Genomic DNA, 16,613 nt, shown 5'->3' on the forward strand with positions numbered 1-16,613 from the left:
GGGGACAATGGCACAGATTTTGGTGCCAATTGATATGACTGATTGGAGGTCAGATATGAAACTCAAGAGCTTGATGCTCGGCGCGGCAGCAGTTGCTACCGCCACCACCGCCCAGGCAGCCGATCTTCCGGTTGCTCCGGAGCCGGTTGACTACGTTCGCGTCTGTGACGCTTACGGCGCACGCTTCTACTACATCCCGGGCACCGAAACCTGCCTCCGCGTTGGCGGCCGTGTTCGTACCCAGTTTGTCGTGAACAACGTTCTGGAAGACGGCAACTGGTCTGCTCGTGACAGCGACGGTTACTCCTGGCTGGCTCGTGGTTACCTGTACCTCGACGCTCGCACGGCGACCGAATTCGGCACACTGCGCGCTTATGTGTCGATCTACGCTTCCAACCAGAACGGCGTGAACAGCACGACGCTCGACAACGCCTACATCCAGTGGGGCGGTCTGACGGCTGGTCGTCTGGGTTCTAACTTCGACATCTTCACCGGTCAGGTGTTCATGGGTGTTGTCACTCGTGACTGGTCCGATAGCACTCTGAACCAGCTGGCTTACACCGCTGCTTTCGGCAACGGCCTGTCCGCAACCATCGCTCTCGAAGACCGCTCTGGTCGTGAGTCCGGCACCTACGGCGGCACCCGCATGCCTGATGTTGTTGCCGCTCTCGGCATCTCCCAGGGTTGGGGTTCTGCTCAGATCTCCGGTGCTCTTCACCAGGTTTACCCGAGCGCTGCCTTCAACGGCATCAACCCGGGTAACGGCGAAGACGAACTCGGCTGGGCAATCGGCGCTGGTGCCAGCATCAACCTGCCGTTCGCCAACTCCGGTTCGAACATCTTCTTCCAGGGTTTCTATGCTGACGGCGCTCTGTCCTACACCGGTAACGCTGCTGGTGTGACCGACTTCGTGATCAGCGCGAATTCCGGTAACGCCACCACCAACTCTGGTTACTCCCTGTCCGCTGGTGCCTACATCCAGGCTACCTCGACCATCGGTCTGGCACTCGACGGCTCCTACGCCGCTTACGACAATGCCGGTACTGCTGGTGACGTGACCCGCTGGGCCATCGACGGTTCCGTACAGTGGGAGCCGGTCTCCGGTTTCGTCATGGGTGCTGACGTTGGTTACGCTGACACCGACTGGGACAACACCACCGATACAGAAGAACTGCTCTTCGGTGTTCGTCTGCAGCGCACTTTCTAATCAATCCTCAATCGAGGTTTGATGGAAAACCCGGCGGAAACGCCGGGTTTTCTTTTTGTCTGACGTCGGCAAATGAACGGGCAAGGTCCTGGCGCTGAAATTGACCAATGCTTTGGTGCAGGCGTCATGGGGCCTTTTTCGGTTGAACCGTGTGTCAGGCCTTCTGCAGGAACTCGGCGATCGTTTTGTGTGTGGCCTCGTCCCACAAAACAGGAGCATGTCCCTGTCCTGGAATCGTCCTGACCGAAGCGTCTGGATGTAAATCTGTCATGCGCTGGCAGGTCTCCGTGCTCAGCAGGTCGGAATGTTCACCATGCAGGATCAGAACGGGGCGGTCGAGCAGGGTTTCGTAGAGAGGCCAGAGGTCTGGCGCCGGCGCTGCATCGTCCAGGCTTGCCAATTGATGAGCCAGCGCCGGATCATAGTCCATTCCGAACCCGCTTTCGCGTTCTGAGGCCAGCTGACCGGCGAGTTTCAGCCAATCTGCCGTATCAAACGCCGGAAACTGCCTGCCGAGCGTGCGGTGCAGATTATCCGCGACATCCTGAAGCGAGCGGGTCTCCATGTGGTGGCCAAGCGTTGCAGCGATCCGGTGGATCGCTCTCATCTCGATATGAGGCCCGACATCATTGAAGATCACCGCGGCCATGCGAGTTGCAGGGTAGCGGGCCCCCATCACAAGGGCATGCAGTCCACCCCGTGAGGTGCCAAGCAGCGCGAACCTTTCCAGCCCGAGCATCTCGATCGCGGCGTCAATATCCTTTTCCTCAACCGGAAGGGCGTAGTTCCGCCAGTCTTCGTCCCAATCGCTGGCGCCCCGTCCGCGATAGTCCAGGGCGATAACACGATGCCCGCGGGACTGCAGGTAGCGGGCAACATCCTCGAAATCACGTGTGTTGCGCGACAGTCCGGGAAGACACAGCACCGGTATTCTGGAATTATCGCTGCCTTCGCGCGCAGGCCACTCCTTTCCGGCAAGTGTCAGCCCATCAGGGCTTTGCCATGTGAAGTCGTTTCTTGTTTCGATTGGGCCTTTTGAAGGGGGGGTGGGCGCTTCTAGTGGCGCAGTTGTCATTCGTGTCTCCCTGAGCGTTTCCATCCAGTGGTTGTTTTTTCTGAATGTAGTGGCCTTTGAGGCGCTCTGCCAATAGGAAGAGTCCCTACGGAAAGTTGGCGTTCCTGCCTGCGGACACTGGTTTTATGCAACGCCTAAAAGAAAAGTCCAAAAGCGGTCGCTGAATGCCCTTGCAAGCATTGCCCAGGGACTTGCAGATGAGTATGTTGCGCCTCCGTAAATCACCACGATCCGTTTCGCTGTCAAAGCAATACGTCCACCATGAGGAAACCGAGATGTTCAAGGGTTCAATTCCAGCGCTGATTACCCCGTTCAAGGACGGAGCGCTTGATGAGAAACGGTTTCAGGAATTTGTGGACTGGCAGATCGCGGAAGGCTCTTCCGGTCTGGTTCCGGTTGGCACAACGGGAGAGAGCCCGACCCTGACCCATGGCGAGCACAAGCGGGTGGTCGAACTCTGTGTGGAGGCGTCAGCCGGACGCGTTCCTGTGATTGCCGGTGCCGGGTCCAACAACACGATTGAAGCCATTGATTTTGCTCAGCATGCCGAAAAAGCCGGTGCCGATGCGCTTCTTGTCGTGACGCCCTATTACAACAAGCCCAATCAGGCAGGCCTCAAGGCGCATTTCAAGGCGGTCAATGACGCGGTCGGCATTCCGATCCTCATCTATAACATTCCAGGCCGGTCGATTATCGACATGACGCCGGAAACCATGGCCGAGCTCTTCGAAACCTGCGAGAACATTGTGGGTGTCAAGGATGCGACCGCCGACATGGCCAAGGCGAGCCGTCAGCGCCATTTGTGTGGACCCGAATTCGTTCAGCTGTCTGGTGAAGACATTTCCGCGCTTGCCTTCAATGCCCATGGCGGAACCGGCTGCATTTCAGTGACTGCGAATGTCGCACCGCGCCTGTGCGCGGAGTTCCAGGCGGCGACGCTGGCCGGGGACTTCAAGAAGGCGTTGGACTATCAGGATCGGCTGGCACCGCTTCATCGGGCACTGTTCCTTGAACCGAGCCCGGGCGGTTCCAAATATGCACTGTCCCTGCTCGGCAAGATCGACGGGGAACTGCGTTTGCCACTGGTGCCGATTTCCGAAAGCGCGCAAGAGGAAGTGCGCGCGGCAATGGCCCATGCGGGCCTGATCAACTGAGTGAGAAAGAAGTCTGGTGAGCGACCGGTGAAGGGCGCTTCCGGAAAGGACAAAAATGGCTCCGAAAAAAGGGGGCGTTCCGGGACGGACCATCATTTCCGACAACCGGAAGGCCCGGTTCAATTTTGAAATCGAAGATACGCTGGAAGCGGGAATCGAGCTGAAGGGCACGGAAGTCAAATCCCTGCGCAACGGCAAGGCAAACATTGCCGAATCCTATGCGGCCGAATATGGCGGCGAGATCTGGATCTACAACGTCTATATCCCGGAATACCTGCAGGCCAACCGGTTCAACCATGAGCCGCGCAGACCGCGCAAACTTCTGCTGCACAAGCGGGAAATCGGCAAACTGGCCGGCGCGGTTCAAAAGGAAGGCAAGACGATTGTTCCCCTCAAGCTCTATTTCAACGAGCAGGGGCGGGCAAAGCTGGAACTGGCGCTGGCACGCGGCAAGAAGCTGCATGACAAGCGCGAGACCGAGAAGAAACGGGACTGGCAGCGCGAAAAGTCGCGCATCATGAAGAACTTCTCGTAAGTCCGGTTATCCACCGGGTGTCTTTGTAACAGTTTGATGACTGTGGGTAATTTGTGCGCAAGAAGCGCATAAGTTGTGGATTGCCTGTGCGCATGCTGTGGACACAGCTTCGCGTTTTTCACATCCAAACCTGTGCACACTCTGTGCCCGACCCGGACATCCTGCCGGATCGCAAAACGGCCGGTTATTGATCCGTCAAACTTTCCAGGAGAAGCCGCTTTTCGTTCGAAATCGGCGTTGGCCGGCGGCTGTCACGGTCGACATGTACATGAACGAAACGTCCGTGTGCCGCCGTCATACTGTCTTCACCGGCGAACAATCCAACCCGGAAAACCACTGAGGTTGAGCCGAGTTTCTCGACCCTGAGACCTGCCGTAATGATTGACGGAAAAACCAGTTCGGCGAAGTAGTGGCAGCCCGTCTCGACGACCAGGAATATTTCGCGGCTATGCACCGGATCGAGCAAGTTGTTCTCGACATACCAGCCGTTTACGGCAGTATCGAAGAAGCTCAGATACTGAACGTTGTTGACATGGCCATAGATGTCCACATCCATCCACCTGGTGGGGATATGTTGAAAGGTCTTGAATTCGGAGCGTTTTATCGGCTGCGGTCGGGCAGGCTGTGGAAGAGCTGTTGAATTCATAGGGCCGCCCGATAGATCTCAAGGGCATGAACCTCCTGCATATCGCGCGGATTGTTCACCAGAAGGCGGGTCTGTTTCATGGCGTCCCTGGCGAGCTTCGGCAGATGTTCTTCATTGATGCCGACATCCCGAAGCCGCGTCTGCAGTCCCAGGGTTGCCGCAAGATCTGCCAGCTTGCCGGCGAAACTGTCCGCTCTTTCAATCAGGTCCGTGATGTTGCCCAGTTCGGGAAAGGGGGCGACCGCGATCTCGGCATAGGTTTCCGCTGCCACGCAGTTGTTGAACCTCAGGACGTGTGGCAGCACAAGGGCGTTGGACAGGCCGTGCGGCACATGGAAGGTGCCGCCAAGCGGGTAGGCGAGGGCATGCACGGCAGCCACCGGCGAATTGGCAAATGCCATGCCAGCCAACATGGAGCCCAGCAGCATGGCGCCGCGTGCGTCCTGGTCCTTTGGTGTGAAGACTGCCTTTTCGATATTGGCCCCGAGTAGCCGGAGGGCTTCGACCGCCAGCGCCCTTGAAACCGGGTTGTTGTTGGTGGAAGTCGAGGCATAGCCTTCAATCGCATGCACCATGGCGTCAATGCCGGTGGCTGCGGTAACCGGGCCGGGCAGTCCTAGGGTCAGAAGCGGGTCGAGCACAGCCAGATCGGGCAACAGGAACGGAGAAACGACACCTCGCTTTTCCTCCTCGCCAACCGTGATGATCGAGATCGGCGTGACTTCAGACCCCGTGCCGGCCGTGGTTGGCACGAGAATGAGAGGAAGGCGCGGTCCCTTGGCCTGACCGACTCCCCAGGCCTCATCGAGGTCTTCCTGGCTTCCCAGGAGCAAGGCAACAAGTTTCGCGACGTCGAGCGAAGACCCGCCGCCGAAACCGATGACCGAGGTTGCCCCGTGAGCTTTTGCAGCCTCGACCGCTGCCTCAACCAGGGCTCTTGGCGGATCCGCAACCACATCGGCGTATCGCGCCAGTTGGTACCCGGCCTGCCGCAAGGCCGTTTCGCAAGGACCTTGCAGGTCCAGCGAGAGAATGCCCGGGTCGGTCACAAGAAAGGGACGGGGCCCGAGAAAGGGGGCGGCATGGTCGGCGAGTTTGGCCGCAGATCCGTTTTCGAACACGATCCGCTGACTGGTGTTGAAGGTAAAGGCGCCGAACATTGATCCCCCCGATTTGCTTTTTGCAGATTGCCTGCAAAAAGCATGGCCCGTCGAGGGAAAAACTTTCAGACTTTGGTGGTGCCTGTCAGGTGTGCATTTTTGCGCCCTTGGAAATCTTGTCGGCGACCTTCCTGTCCGTGTGAAAAGCCAGGCCCACCACCTTTGCGTCGTCCGGAGTGAATTTGCCGAAGACTTCGCGATTGGCAGCATCGTGTCCCGTGGCGAACATTTCTTCGATGTAAAGGCTGGCCGCGACGCCGCGTTGGAGTGCGCGCTGGTGGATCCTGGCAATCGTATCCTGATCTGCGCTCAAGACGATGATCGGCTGCACGCTCATCGCATGATAGACATGCCCGGCGGCATCGCGATAAGGCTCGCCGATGAGATCAGGCTTGGCGGCTGCGACGCCGGTGGACAGAAAAGCTGTTACATTGAGTTTCTGCCAGGCGGCGAGATCGTCGCGAACCACGATGACAAACTTGGTATCGAACATGAGCGGCAACTCCACACTGGGGTTTGAAAGAAATCAGGGTGGCGACGAACTAGCCTCGACGGAAACCGAGCGTCTTGAACGTTTGTGCAAATCGTCGGGCGACGGCATTCTGGTTGCGCCGGCGGAGAAGGGCATCGAGCGGATCGAGGCCCGGTTTCAGGGCAACGGCTTCAGTCCCCACAGACACGACACCTACGCCATTGGCCTCACCATGGCCGGCGTTCAGACCTTCACGTATCGAGGCGAAAAGCGGGCATCGATGCCGGGGCAGGTGATCGTCATCCACCCGGACGAAGAACATGACGGCGGCGCCGGTACCAGGGAAGGGCTGCGCTATCGTATGCTGTATGTTACCCCTGAACGGATTTCGGAGATCCTGTCTGCCGCTGGTCACGCAGAATTGCCCTATGTGCCGGCTCCGGTTGTTTCCGATCTCCGGTTCCGCAGGGATCTTGCGGATGCGTTGTCAGATATTGATCAGCAGCTAGGCAATCTGAAACGGGAATGCCTGATCGCGGATCTGGCGGACTGCCTGACCCGGCACTCGGATCGCGGCAAACGCCCGTCCAGAATGCTGGATTGGCCAAGCCTGAAACGCTGCGCCGAATTTCTCCGGGAAAACTGTTCCGAACAGATCCGCATCGAAGCTCTGGAAAGTCTGACGGACATGGACAGGTTCACCTTGTCTCGCCAGTTCCGGAAGATCTACGGAACCAGCCCGCACCGCTTTCTAATCATGCGCCGGCTGGACGGCGCGAAAGCGAAACTTGCCGAGGGTGCCCAGCTTGCAGAGGTCGCGATCGACAGCGGTTTTGCCGATCAGGGCCACATGACCAGGCACTTCAGGAAGGCTTACGGCATGACACCGGGCCAGTGGCGGCAGCTGGCAGGTCAACCTGCCGGCCAAGTTTGAGGCCTACGCCAAGCCCTCCGCCTCTATCCTGAGGCGCCGCCGTCGCGCTGCCTCAGGGAAGAGCTGTGTGAAGCGAATTCACAAGCCACCCAGCCAGGTCGGTCAGAGAGTATTCGGCCCGAACTTGTTGGAGCGTGGGAAACCTGTCGGTGGCAACCGCCCTGCCTGGCCGCGCTCGCCGCGCCAGTCGGCGAGGTCTTCGAGCGTACGGGTGAAACTGCGGCCGGAACTGTCGGTCCAGGTCAGCCCTTCCTCGCCCTTGAAGACGCGAATGTCCGAAATCAGGCCATCCCGATAGCGCTGCAGGCGCACGCCGCGGCCGCGGCCCATCTGCGGGATCTGCGTCAGCGGGAAGACCAGCAGCTTCCGGTTCTCGCCGATGATGGCCACCTGATCCCCCAGTGCTTCGACGCAGATCGAGGCCTCGGCGGGCATCGTCAGGTTCAGCACCTGCTTGCCCTTGCGCGTATTGGCGATGACATCGTCCTCATTGACGACAAATCCGCGCGCTTCGGTGCTGGCGAGCAGCAGGACACGGCCGGGTTTGTAGACAAAGGCGTTGACCACATCCTGGGCCTCGTCCATTTCCACCATCAGGCGGATAGGCTCGCCATGACCGCGGCCGCCTGGCAGCCTGTCCGCACCAAAGGTGAAGAACTTGCCGCCGGAGGAGAATAGCAGGATCTTGTCCGTCGTTTCTGCGTGGAACGAAAGTTTCAGCTTGTCGCCCTGCTTGAAGGACAGGCTCGACAGGTCAGCCTGATGGCCCTTGAGCGCCCGGATCCAGCCTTTTTCGGAGATGATGACGGTGATCGGCTCTTTTTCGATCATCGCCTGCTGGATGTCGACCAGATCAGCCTCCGGCGCTTCGGATTTGTCCGTGCGGCGCCGGCCGATGTCGGTTTCGGGACCGTAGACCTTGGAAATCTCGGTGATCTCCTTGGAAATCTTGGTCCATTGGCGCGCATCGGAGCCAAGCAGCTTGGTCAGGTCATCCTTTTCAGCCGTCAGCTTCTCGTGTTCCTTGCGGATTTCCATCTCTTCCAGCTTGCGCAGGGAGCGCAGGCGCATGTTCAAGATGGCTTCCGCCTGGACATCGGTCAGCTCGAAGGTCCTGATCAGCTCGGCCTTGGCATCGTCTTCCTCGCGGATGATGCGGATTACCTCGTCGAGGTTCAGATAGGCAATCAGATAGCCTTCCAGAACCTCCAGCCGGTGGTTGATCTGGCCGAGACGATATTCGGACCGACGGATCAACACTTCCTTGCGGTGATCAAGCCACTCGCGCAGGACCTGTTTCAGGCCCATCACCATCGGCACCTTGCCCATGGACAGCACGTTCATGTTGAGCGAGAACCGGTTCTCCAGATCCGTCAGCTTGAACAGGGATTCCATCAGCAGGTTGGCATCGACATTGCGCGACCGTGGAACGAGGACGATACGGATGTCCTCTGCCGACTCGTCGCGAATGTCATCGAGTAGCGGCAGTTTGCGCGCCGTCAGAAGTTCGGCAATCTTCTCGATCAGGCGGGATTTCTGAACCTGGTAGGGGATCTCCGTGACGACGATTGCCCATTGACCCCGGCCAAGGTCTTCCACTTCCCAACGCGCACGAACGCGGAAGCTGCCGCGTCCGGTGGCATAAGCTTCGCGGATCGAACCCTGGTCGGAGACCAGCAGGCCGCCGGTGGGAAAATCCGGGCCCTTGATATGCTCCAGCAACTCGTCGACTTCCGCCTTCGGGTTCTTGATCAGGTGCTGGCAGGCCTGGCAAAGCTCGTAGGCATTGTGCGGCGGGATCGAAGTGGCCATGCCGACAGCGATTCCGGAGGAGCCGTTGCCGAGCAGGTTGGGAAAGCCGCCCGGCAGGACAATCGGTTCCTTGTCCTCGCCGTCATACGTTTCGCGAAAATCGACGGCGTTTTCGTCGAGACCATCCAGCAGGCGCTTGGCCGTGTCGGTCATGCGCGCTTCGGTGTAGCGCATCGCGGCAGCGTTATCGCCGTCGACATTGCCGAAATTGCCCTGACCGTCGATCAGCGGATAGCGTTGTGCAAAATCCTGGGCAAGACGCACGAGGGCGTCATAGACCGCCTGATCGCCGTGAGGGTGGTATTTACCGATGACGTCACCGACCACGCGGGCACATTTCTTGAAACCTGCGCCCGGATCGAGTTTCAAAAGACGCATCGCGTAAAGCAGGCGCCGATGAACCGGTTTCAAACCATCGCGTACGTCGGGCAGCGCCCGGTGCATGATGGTCGACAATGCGTAGGCCAGATAGCGCTCTTCAAGCGCTTCCTTGAGGTTGATGCCCTCAATGCCGCTTGGCGGCGGTGTTGTCTCTTTTCCCATAGTTGCTTGCTAACGGGTTCGGCTTGCGGGCGCAATTCGCAATGGCCGTTTTGTGGCCGAAACCAGCCGATTTTCAACCGATTTCACAACGCTTGTGGGCAAGCACTTCCACGGGTCGCAACCGTCGGTTTTCAAGCTGGGCAAAAAACGTCCGCATCGACATCATGACCTGTCGGATTTTCGCATGGTTCCTTAAGGTCATATCAAGAAGAGGCAGGTAACTAGGAAGACATCCCGTCGCATTTGTCGGCAAAAGATCACGGTCCGGATCACGCATGAATGGGTAAGACACGAAAGACATCTGTAGCTTCGGCTCTGCTGAACTGGATCGTCGGTGAAGGCCGCGACCTGGATGTCGCGCGCGCGCAGTATCGCTTTATCCAGCGCCAGACGCCGTTTCTTTATCTCATGAGTCTTGCCGGTGGCTGGGGGCTGGTGGTGACACACTGGTCCGTTGCGCCGCTCGTGTTGACGCTCGGTCTGCCGTTGGCAGTCACGGCATTTGCCCTGTTCCGCGTTTCCGCGCTTCGGAGAAGTCGAGACAAGGTGCCGACGCCTGACGAAATAAGGTCCTGGCAGAAACAGGCCATGGTCCTGTCCATCGTCTCTCCAGCTGTGTTTTCGGTCTGGGGGCTGGCGTTGTTTCCCTATGGTGGACCTTACCTGCAGCTCCAGGTGGTCTTCACAATCGCAGTCGTCAATTTTGTCGTTCTGTTCTGCCTGATCCATTTCCGCGCGGTCGCTATCATCAACGCCATCTGCGCCAACTCGTTGTATTTCCTGTATTTTGCGATCAAGGGACATCAGGTCTTTACCTTCTTTGCGCTCTACGGAATTGCAGCAAGCATTGGCGCGTTCCTTGTTCTCAACAATCACTATCGTGACTTTCTGAGGCTCATTCGGGTTGGCCGTGACCTGAAGCGTCATGCAGCTGAACTGGAGCAGAAGCAGGATGAAACCCAAAAGCTGAGCGATCTGAATTATCATATTGCCAATTACGATCACCTGACCGGACTGCCCAACCGGCGATGCTTTCTCGCCGAACTGGAAACCTGCTTTGCAAGGGTTCAGAGCAGCGAGGAAAAGTTGTCCCTGTGTGTGTTCGACCTGGGCGGGCTGCGCTCGATCAACAACATCTATGGCGTCAAGACGGGTGATGACATCTTGCTGGAGGTGGCAAGGCGGCTCCGCGCAGGGATGAGCCCGGCCATGTTTGCTGCACGAATTGCAGGCGATGAGTTTGCCGTTCTGTCGATGGGTGACGATTTGGAGATCAACCGGGCGGCGGATCTTCTCAGAGATCTCTTCAGCGACGCCTGCTTGTTGCCGGAAAGCCAGATACAGCTCGTCTATCGCGCAGGTCTCGTTCAGGCCTATCACACCGTGGGCTCCGCAACGGAATTGCTTGAACGGGCGGTTTACGCGATGCAGGACGCCAAGCAGAACGGCAACAACCCGCTGGTCGCTTTCGGGCCCAGGCATCTTGAAAAGATGAGCCTCAATGCACGCATTACCCAGGCGCTTGCGTCAGCGGATATCGATGCGGAATTTTCCGTTGCCTTTCAGCCCATTGTCGATGTCTCAAGCAACCGGATCACGGCGGTTGAGTGTCTGGCACGTTGGAACAGTCCAGTTTTGGGGCAGGTGTCACCGGGCGACTTCATTCCCATCGCCGAACGCGCAGGCTTCATCAACACGCTGACACTGTCCCTGATGGAAAAGGCACTTCTGGCAGCCCACAGCTGGCCGGAAGACCTGAAGCTGTCCTTCAACCTGTCTGCCAGCAATCTGTCGTCCCGCGGATTTGTTCAGGACTTCCTGAAACTCCTTGAGGTTCATTCCTTCGATCCGAAGCGGTTGAATTGCGAAGTTACGGAAACCACGGTCATGTGGGATTTCGCCGAAGCCTGTCGGGCAATAAACGTGCTGAAAGAAGCAGGGATCCGGTTGTCCCTTGATGATTTTGGAACCGGCTATTCCAGCCTGAGCCATGTGCACCGCCTGCCGCTTGACTGCATCAAGGTGGACCGCAGCTTCGTACGCGGGATCAGCCCCGATACGGCAGGCTATGGCATCGTCAAATCTCTGTTGGCTCTGAGCCGGGACATGGGAATTTCCTGCGTCGTGGAAGGGGTCGAGACCGAAGAGGAATTGTCTGTGCTCAGAACACTCGGCACCAGCGAGGTTCAGGGATACCTGTTTTCCAGGCCGATCAGTGCGGGGGATCTTGAAGCGCTCCTTCAGGGAGGTGCGACGCTTGGCGGTCAGACCGGTCGGAGCCCCTCTGCAGCATCGGCCTGACAACCAGTCGCAACCGTCGATCTAATCGACTATTTTACCGATGGCGGTGGTTGTCTGCGATCCAGAAAGCGCCTGCTGCTGGCGCTCGTCGAGCGAAAGCCGGATCGCAGGAGAATAGTCGTGGCACGCAAGCTGAAACCGTTTCTGGTTGCCGGATTGATAGGCGCGGCCATGCTCGTGCTCGGCTTCCTTTTGTCCTGGAATGATTTCCTGCTGTTGCAGGCCAGGACCTACAGCACTCCTTCCGGCAGCATGTTGCCCACCCTCCAGAGAGGAGATCACGTCGTCGCACGTCAGATTTCTGCAAGTTCGGAAGAAGGTACCCAGCCTAGACGCGGTGACATCGTCATTTTTAATCTCCCGGGCGAACCACAAACGGCTTACTTGAAGCGAGTCGTTGGTTTGCCGGGCGAGACGCTGCAGGTTCGGGAGGGGACTGTTTACCTAAATGGTCGACCGCTAGCCCGGGACAAGGACAGCGACTATGTCGAGGTAAATGAATCCGGCAAAAGACATAGCATTCCGCGCTTTCGCGAAACGCTGCCGGGCGGGCGAAGCTATGAGACGCTTGATGTCACACCCCAAGGCGTGAGGGACAACACGCCCGTCTACGAAGTGCCGGAAGGGCACGTGTTTGTGCTCGGTGACAATCGTGACAATTCGATCGACAGCCGGTTTCCCCGGGTAGGATTTGTACCTCTTCAGAACATCACGGGCGTTGCCGAGGGCGTCTATTTTTCCGGGCCCGAGGGCGGCTTCGTCTGGCGCCCCTTGACTGCGCCTGAAGCAACATCTGCACCTGTCGAGTGAGCCTGCGTTTGAGGCCGTCAGTATGACGCCTGGAACGCCTTCGAGGCCGGCAAGGCCTCGATCGTCAGAGCAAGCGTTTCCGTCACGTCCGTCATCAAGTTCGACCAGTGGCCAAACCTCTTGGTTCTGACGACCTGAACGCTGGGATACCAGGTCGACCGGCCATTGTTTGCATGCCAGTACCAGGGATGGGCAGGCTGCGTCAGAAGCACTGTCGGCCGTCCCATGGCGCCTGCAACATGCGTTGGCAGCCCGTCCGGGCCGACCAGAAGATCCACTTGTGACAAGACGGCACTGAGGTCGGTCAGGCTGTCGAATTGCCGGCCGCAGTCGACGACCCGGGGCAAGTCCGTCAGTTGATGGCGTGAATTGTCCCGGACCACGCTCAAGAATGTGCCGCCGAACCCGTGCAACCTCTCCAGCAGGTGGCGATAGTCATCCGGCATCAGGCCCGCCCGTGTCTCATTCCAGGCGAGTGCGACCAGAGGACGGGGAAGGTCGCGCAGGGCGGCTTGCCACCTGGTCACGTGTCTCGTGTCTGCGTGAAAATAGGCACCGGTCTGACGGACCTGTTTCAGGACAGGTGCCGGCATGGCAAGCGCACTGGAGAGCGAGGCCTGGTCCCCGGGGCCTGTCTGGCTTGCAAGCTCCTTGAACGTGAAGCCTTGCAGGAGGTCTGCCAGCGGCTTCATGTGAACCGGTCCCAAAAGGGTTCGCTGCACGGCTGGGCACGGGGGGCTTGCCGAAAATCGAAGAAGTACCAACGCTTCAAGGCTGGAAAGCGAGGGGTCCACGACAACATCCTTCGTGGTCAGGGCCCGAAGATGATCCATGGGACAGCCAGTGATCGACCGGTCGCAAGACAGTTCAGTTCTGGTCTCGGCAGACCAGGACTGTACGGTTTTTTGAAGATCTTCGAGGCTGTCGGATGCCAGCATGCAATCCCTCAAAACGGTGATTGCCTGACTTCGGTGTTTCAAGCAGCTTTCGGAGGACACCTCCAGAAACGGCTGCAGCAATCGGATTGGTTTGGAGAGATACCCAAGAACCCGGTAGGCCCTGGCCAGGGCAACCAGGGCGGCTTTTTGGTCAGGATGGCGTTTGAGCTGCCTGAGAAACGCGGCGAAGGTCTTTCTGGTATCGCCGCGCACCGCCTCGAGCCGGATCAGCAACAGCCAGCCGTCAAGCAGGTCCGGGAAATGCTGTGTCAGCCAGACGGCCAGGTTGCGGGCATCCTCTGTCAGCCCTTTTGTGGCCTGCCTTTCAGCTGTTTGCAGCATGACGTCGGGTGCGACCGGAGACTGGGGACGGGCTGCTGACTTCAGACGGCATTCGAATGACATCTTGTGTGTGTCTCGCATTTGGGAATCTGGCGGTCACTCTGACCGAGATCTGGGGTCAGGGCGTGTGGTGACCGATCAGGTCCTGCAGCGGAGGCATCAGGTCCTCAATCAGCCTGGTCCATTGACCAGGCTTGTCCCCTTTGAAAACACGGACGGAAGGATACCAGGTCGACTGGCTTTTCCTTGCATGCCAGTACCAGGGAAAGGCTGGCTGGGTCAGGACAGCAGCAGGGCGGCCCATGGCACCGGCGACGTGGGTCGGCAGTCCGTCCGGGCCGAGCAGCAGGTCGACTTCGGCAAGGAGCGCGGCAAGGTCGGCCAGGGATTGGAAATGCACGCCGGCATCGATGATATCGGGCCGGTTGGCGAGCTGGTGGCGTGCGTCGTCCCACATGACGCTGACAAAGGTTCCGGGAAACTCAGGAGAACCGTCCAGCAAGGGGCCGTAGTCGTTGAGGAGAAGGCCGGGCCGGCTGGTGTTCCAGGCAAGGGCCACAATCGGGCGTGGCAGGGCTGACAGAGAGGCCTGCCAGATCTGGCGCCGGTCGTCACGTGCCACGAGATAGGGACCCGTTGCACGTCGGTCGCGCAGGTCGTCCGGGGGGAGGGAAAAGGCGCCGCACAGCGATGCCACCTTGTTCGGTCTTTCGACTGCGCGCATCCATTCCTGCGTGTCGGTGCCGAGGAAGGTGCAGTCGGCGAAGAGGTCGGACAGCGGTGCAAGATAGGTTGGGCCAAACACCTGCTTGCGCTGGCGACCGGGTGGCAACGTCACACCAAAACGCAGAAGGACAAGTGTTTCCAGGCTGGTAAGACCTGGTTCGACGAGCAGATTCTCTGTGTCTCGATCCAACAATCCGGGAGCGTCCGTGGCCTTCGGGGAGGGGGCGCTGCCATATCCGGTCGAAGTCTCCTGGTGAGCCAGACCATCCTGTCCTGCTGCGGGAAGGGCTTCCAAGGCGTCCGACGCAAGGGCACATTCGCGGAAGAGACCAAGGGCTTCATTGCAGCGGTGCCGTTCGATCTTGCCTGCGGCCTCCACCAGGGGTTTCAGCAATTGCATCGGCTTTTCGACGTCGCCGCGTTGCCGGTAGGCGGTTGCAAGCGCAATCAGGGCGGCGGATTTGTCCTTGTGCTGTTTTACCTGCTTCAGAAAATCCGCAAACGTCTTGTCGGCCTTTCCCAGGAGAGCCTCGATCCGCAGCAGCAGAAGCCAGGCAGGAAGCAGATCTGGAAACTGGAGCGTGAGGCGTTTGGCCAGCATTCTGGCCTCGCCGACATGCCCGATCGCGGTTTGGCAATCGGCAAGGTGCAACATCACGAGAGGGTCCGTTGGCAGCTTGAGATGCGCTTCCTCCAGCACGGGCAGAGCCTTCGCGTGATTGCCGGTTTCGGCCAGGATGCAGCCGAGCCTTGCCAGGTGTCTCGGGTCATCGGGGGCGTTGTCGACCGCTTTTTGGGCAAGGTCCAGCGCGGCCGCATTGTGTTTCACCCCGGCATAAAGAGCAGCCAGAGACGACAGCAGCACGGCATCCTCCGGCTTCTGGTCGACGGCTTCGCGAAGAAGCCGTTCTGCCTCTTCGAGCAGACCTTTATTTGCGAGCATGTCCGCGTGGAGCACACTGGCGGCGGAATGAAGCGGGTCCAGAACAAGGGTTTCTTCAATCAGTGTGTCGGCTTGTTGCCGGTCGCCCTTTGCCAGCAACAGCGAGGCCATGGACACGCGTGCATCGCAATCCGCTGGATCTCTTGCCAGTGCTTGTTGAAGCAGTTCGCCGGCCGCGGCAAAATTGCCGTCTTCGATCTGGATTTCCGCGAGCGCCTTGAGGGCTGTTCCATGGCTTGGGGTCATGAACAAAACCGCTTCATAAAGCGCTGCCGCGCTCACCCTGTCGCCCGCCGCCTTGTGCTGCGCCGCCGCCTTGAGGCGGTCTTCGACTGACATCATCGGTCAGCATTCCTTCAGTTATTCATCCAACCTGCCAGGACCGGTTGACCCGGATATCAGCCGAGGCTGATCCGTTCTCCATCGACACGTACATCCTGTTTGGCATTGATCAGCGTGATCTCGCTGTTTTGCAGGGCAACGCCTTCCACTTTCTGGACAAGGGTTCCGGCGGAGACCGTATCGGTTTTTTCGATCGTGGCCGACCGGTGTTCTGCCTTCACCGTGAGCGTGCGTGTCGAGCTGATTTTCTCGGCGATCGTTTCGACGACGCTTTTGGCGTGCAACGTCACGGCACTCGCACTTTGGGCCAGCACATCCGTGAGCATGGCCAGTTTGCCGGCCCTGAACCGCATGGTCTTTCCGGAGAGCTCCAGTTCGTCCCGCGCGGAGATCTTGAGCGAGGACGCACCCGGTACAGCGACCTCTGGTGTCCGGCTTTCCTCGGCACGGACCAGAACGGCCAGGACAAAGGCATCTTCGCCGGCCGCATAGACAAGAACCTTGTCTCCGACAGCAGGCGAAAGCAGGCAGCTCCCCGCCTGACGGGCAAAGATCTCTTCGCCGTCCGCTGTCTTCAGGGCGAGGTCCGTGTCGGACAGGGTGAGCGTGACCAAGGCTGTTTTCAAGCTATCTGTCATCGTGGGAGCGGCGGCGAAGTCTTTATCGCTTTTTG

Annotated in this window: 14 protein-coding genes; 6 read left to right on the top strand and 8 right to left on the bottom strand. The window is 58.9% G+C overall.

Annotation, left to right across the window (positions count from 1 at the left end):
* Window positions 1-55 precede the first annotated feature (55 nt).
* Window positions 56-1,207 carry a porin gene (locus CHH27_RS02015; protein ID WP_094070093.1) on the top strand — a complete coding sequence of 384 codons (1,152 nt, stop codon included), beginning with the start codon at window positions 56-58 and terminating at the stop codon, window positions 1,205-1,207.
* Window positions 1,208-1,361: 154 nt separating this feature from the next.
* On the opposite strand, the gene CHH27_RS02020 is transcribed toward CHH27_RS02015, so the two are convergent.
* A complete protein-coding gene (locus CHH27_RS02020; RefSeq protein ID WP_094070094.1) occupies window positions 1,362-2,282 on the bottom strand; it encodes an alpha/beta fold hydrolase in 921 nt (306 codons plus the stop codon).
* A gap of 275 nt (window positions 2,283-2,557) precedes the next feature.
* Between CHH27_RS02020 and dapA the strand changes: the two genes are divergently transcribed.
* A complete protein-coding gene (gene dapA / locus CHH27_RS02025; protein ID WP_094070095.1) occupies window positions 2,558-3,436 on the top strand; it encodes a 4-hydroxy-tetrahydrodipicolinate synthase in 879 nt (292 codons plus the stop codon).
* Between the two features lie 55 nt (window positions 3,437-3,491).
* Window positions 3,492-3,971 carry an SsrA-binding protein SmpB gene (gene smpB, locus CHH27_RS02030; protein ID WP_094070096.1) on the top strand — a complete coding sequence of 160 codons (480 nt, stop codon included), beginning with the start codon at window positions 3,492-3,494 and terminating at the stop codon, window positions 3,969-3,971.
* A 184-nt stretch (window positions 3,972-4,155) separates the two neighbouring features.
* On the opposite strand, the gene CHH27_RS02035 is transcribed toward smpB, so the two are convergent.
* The 3 genes from CHH27_RS02035 to CHH27_RS02045 form a co-directional block, all read right to left on the bottom strand.
* Window positions 4,156-4,617 (bottom strand): thioesterase family protein, encoded by a 462-nt coding sequence (locus CHH27_RS02035; RefSeq protein ID WP_094070097.1) that lies wholly within the window; start codon window positions 4,615-4,617, stop codon window positions 4,156-4,158.
* Window positions 4,614-5,777: an iron-containing alcohol dehydrogenase gene (locus CHH27_RS02040; RefSeq protein WP_094070098.1), complete on the bottom strand. Its 1,164-nt coding sequence runs from the start codon at window positions 5,775-5,777 to the stop codon at window positions 4,614-4,616. The genes CHH27_RS02035 and CHH27_RS02040 overlap by 4 nt, the downstream gene beginning before the upstream one ends.
* 85 nt (window positions 5,778-5,862) lie before the next feature.
* Complete coding sequence (locus CHH27_RS02045) at window positions 5,863-6,270, bottom strand: DUF2000 family protein (RefSeq protein WP_094070099.1); 408 nt, start codon at window positions 6,268-6,270, stop codon at window positions 5,863-5,865.
* On the opposite strand from CHH27_RS02045, the gene CHH27_RS02050 reads away from it, so the two are divergent.
* On the top strand, window positions 6,269-7,183 hold the full coding sequence (locus CHH27_RS02050) for an AraC family transcriptional regulator (RefSeq protein WP_094070100.1): 915 nt from the start codon (window positions 6,269-6,271) through the stop codon (window positions 7,181-7,183). The genes CHH27_RS02045 and CHH27_RS02050 overlap by 2 nt on opposite strands.
* A 102-nt stretch (window positions 7,184-7,285) precedes the next feature.
* On the opposite strand, the gene parC is transcribed toward CHH27_RS02050, so the two are convergent.
* Window positions 7,286-9,538, bottom strand: coding sequence for a DNA topoisomerase IV subunit A (gene parC, locus CHH27_RS02055; protein ID WP_094070101.1), 2,253 nt, complete (start codon window positions 9,536-9,538; stop codon window positions 7,286-7,288).
* Between the two features lie 279 nt (window positions 9,539-9,817).
* Between parC and CHH27_RS02060 the strand changes: the two genes are divergently transcribed.
* On the top strand, window positions 9,818-11,839 hold the full coding sequence (locus CHH27_RS02060; RefSeq protein WP_094070102.1) for a bifunctional diguanylate cyclase/phosphodiesterase: 2,022 nt from the start codon (window positions 9,818-9,820) through the stop codon (window positions 11,837-11,839).
* Window positions 11,840-11,959: 120 nt separating this feature from the next.
* Window positions 11,960-12,649: a signal peptidase I gene (lepB, locus tag CHH27_RS02065; RefSeq protein ID WP_157738645.1), complete on the top strand. Its 690-nt coding sequence runs from the start codon at window positions 11,960-11,962 to the stop codon at window positions 12,647-12,649.
* A gap of 17 nt (window positions 12,650-12,666) precedes the next feature.
* Here the strand turns inward: lepB and CHH27_RS02070 are convergent, their stop codons facing one another.
* Genes CHH27_RS02070 through CHH27_RS02080 form a run of 3 tightly spaced genes read right to left on the bottom strand, consistent with a single transcriptional unit; the run spans window position 12,667 to window position 16,566 of the window.
* Window positions 12,667-13,992 (bottom strand): glycosyltransferase family 9 protein, encoded by a 1,326-nt coding sequence (locus CHH27_RS02070; RefSeq protein WP_094070104.1) that lies wholly within the window; start codon window positions 13,990-13,992, stop codon window positions 12,667-12,669.
* 55 nt (window positions 13,993-14,047) lie between these two features.
* Entirely contained in the window at window positions 14,048-15,940 is a 1,893-nt protein-coding gene (locus CHH27_RS02075) for a tetratricopeptide repeat protein (RefSeq protein ID WP_094070105.1), read from the bottom strand.
* Window positions 15,941-15,996: 56 nt separating this feature from the next.
* Window positions 15,997-16,566 carry a DUF3540 domain-containing protein gene (locus CHH27_RS02080; RefSeq protein WP_157738646.1) on the bottom strand — a complete coding sequence of 190 codons (570 nt, stop codon included), beginning with the start codon at window positions 16,564-16,566 and terminating at the stop codon, window positions 15,997-15,999.
* Window positions 16,567-16,613 lie beyond the last annotated feature (47 nt).

This window comes from Labrenzia sp. VG12, from assembly GCF_002237595.1.
Lineage (GTDB): Bacteria > Pseudomonadota > Alphaproteobacteria > Rhizobiales > Stappiaceae > Roseibium.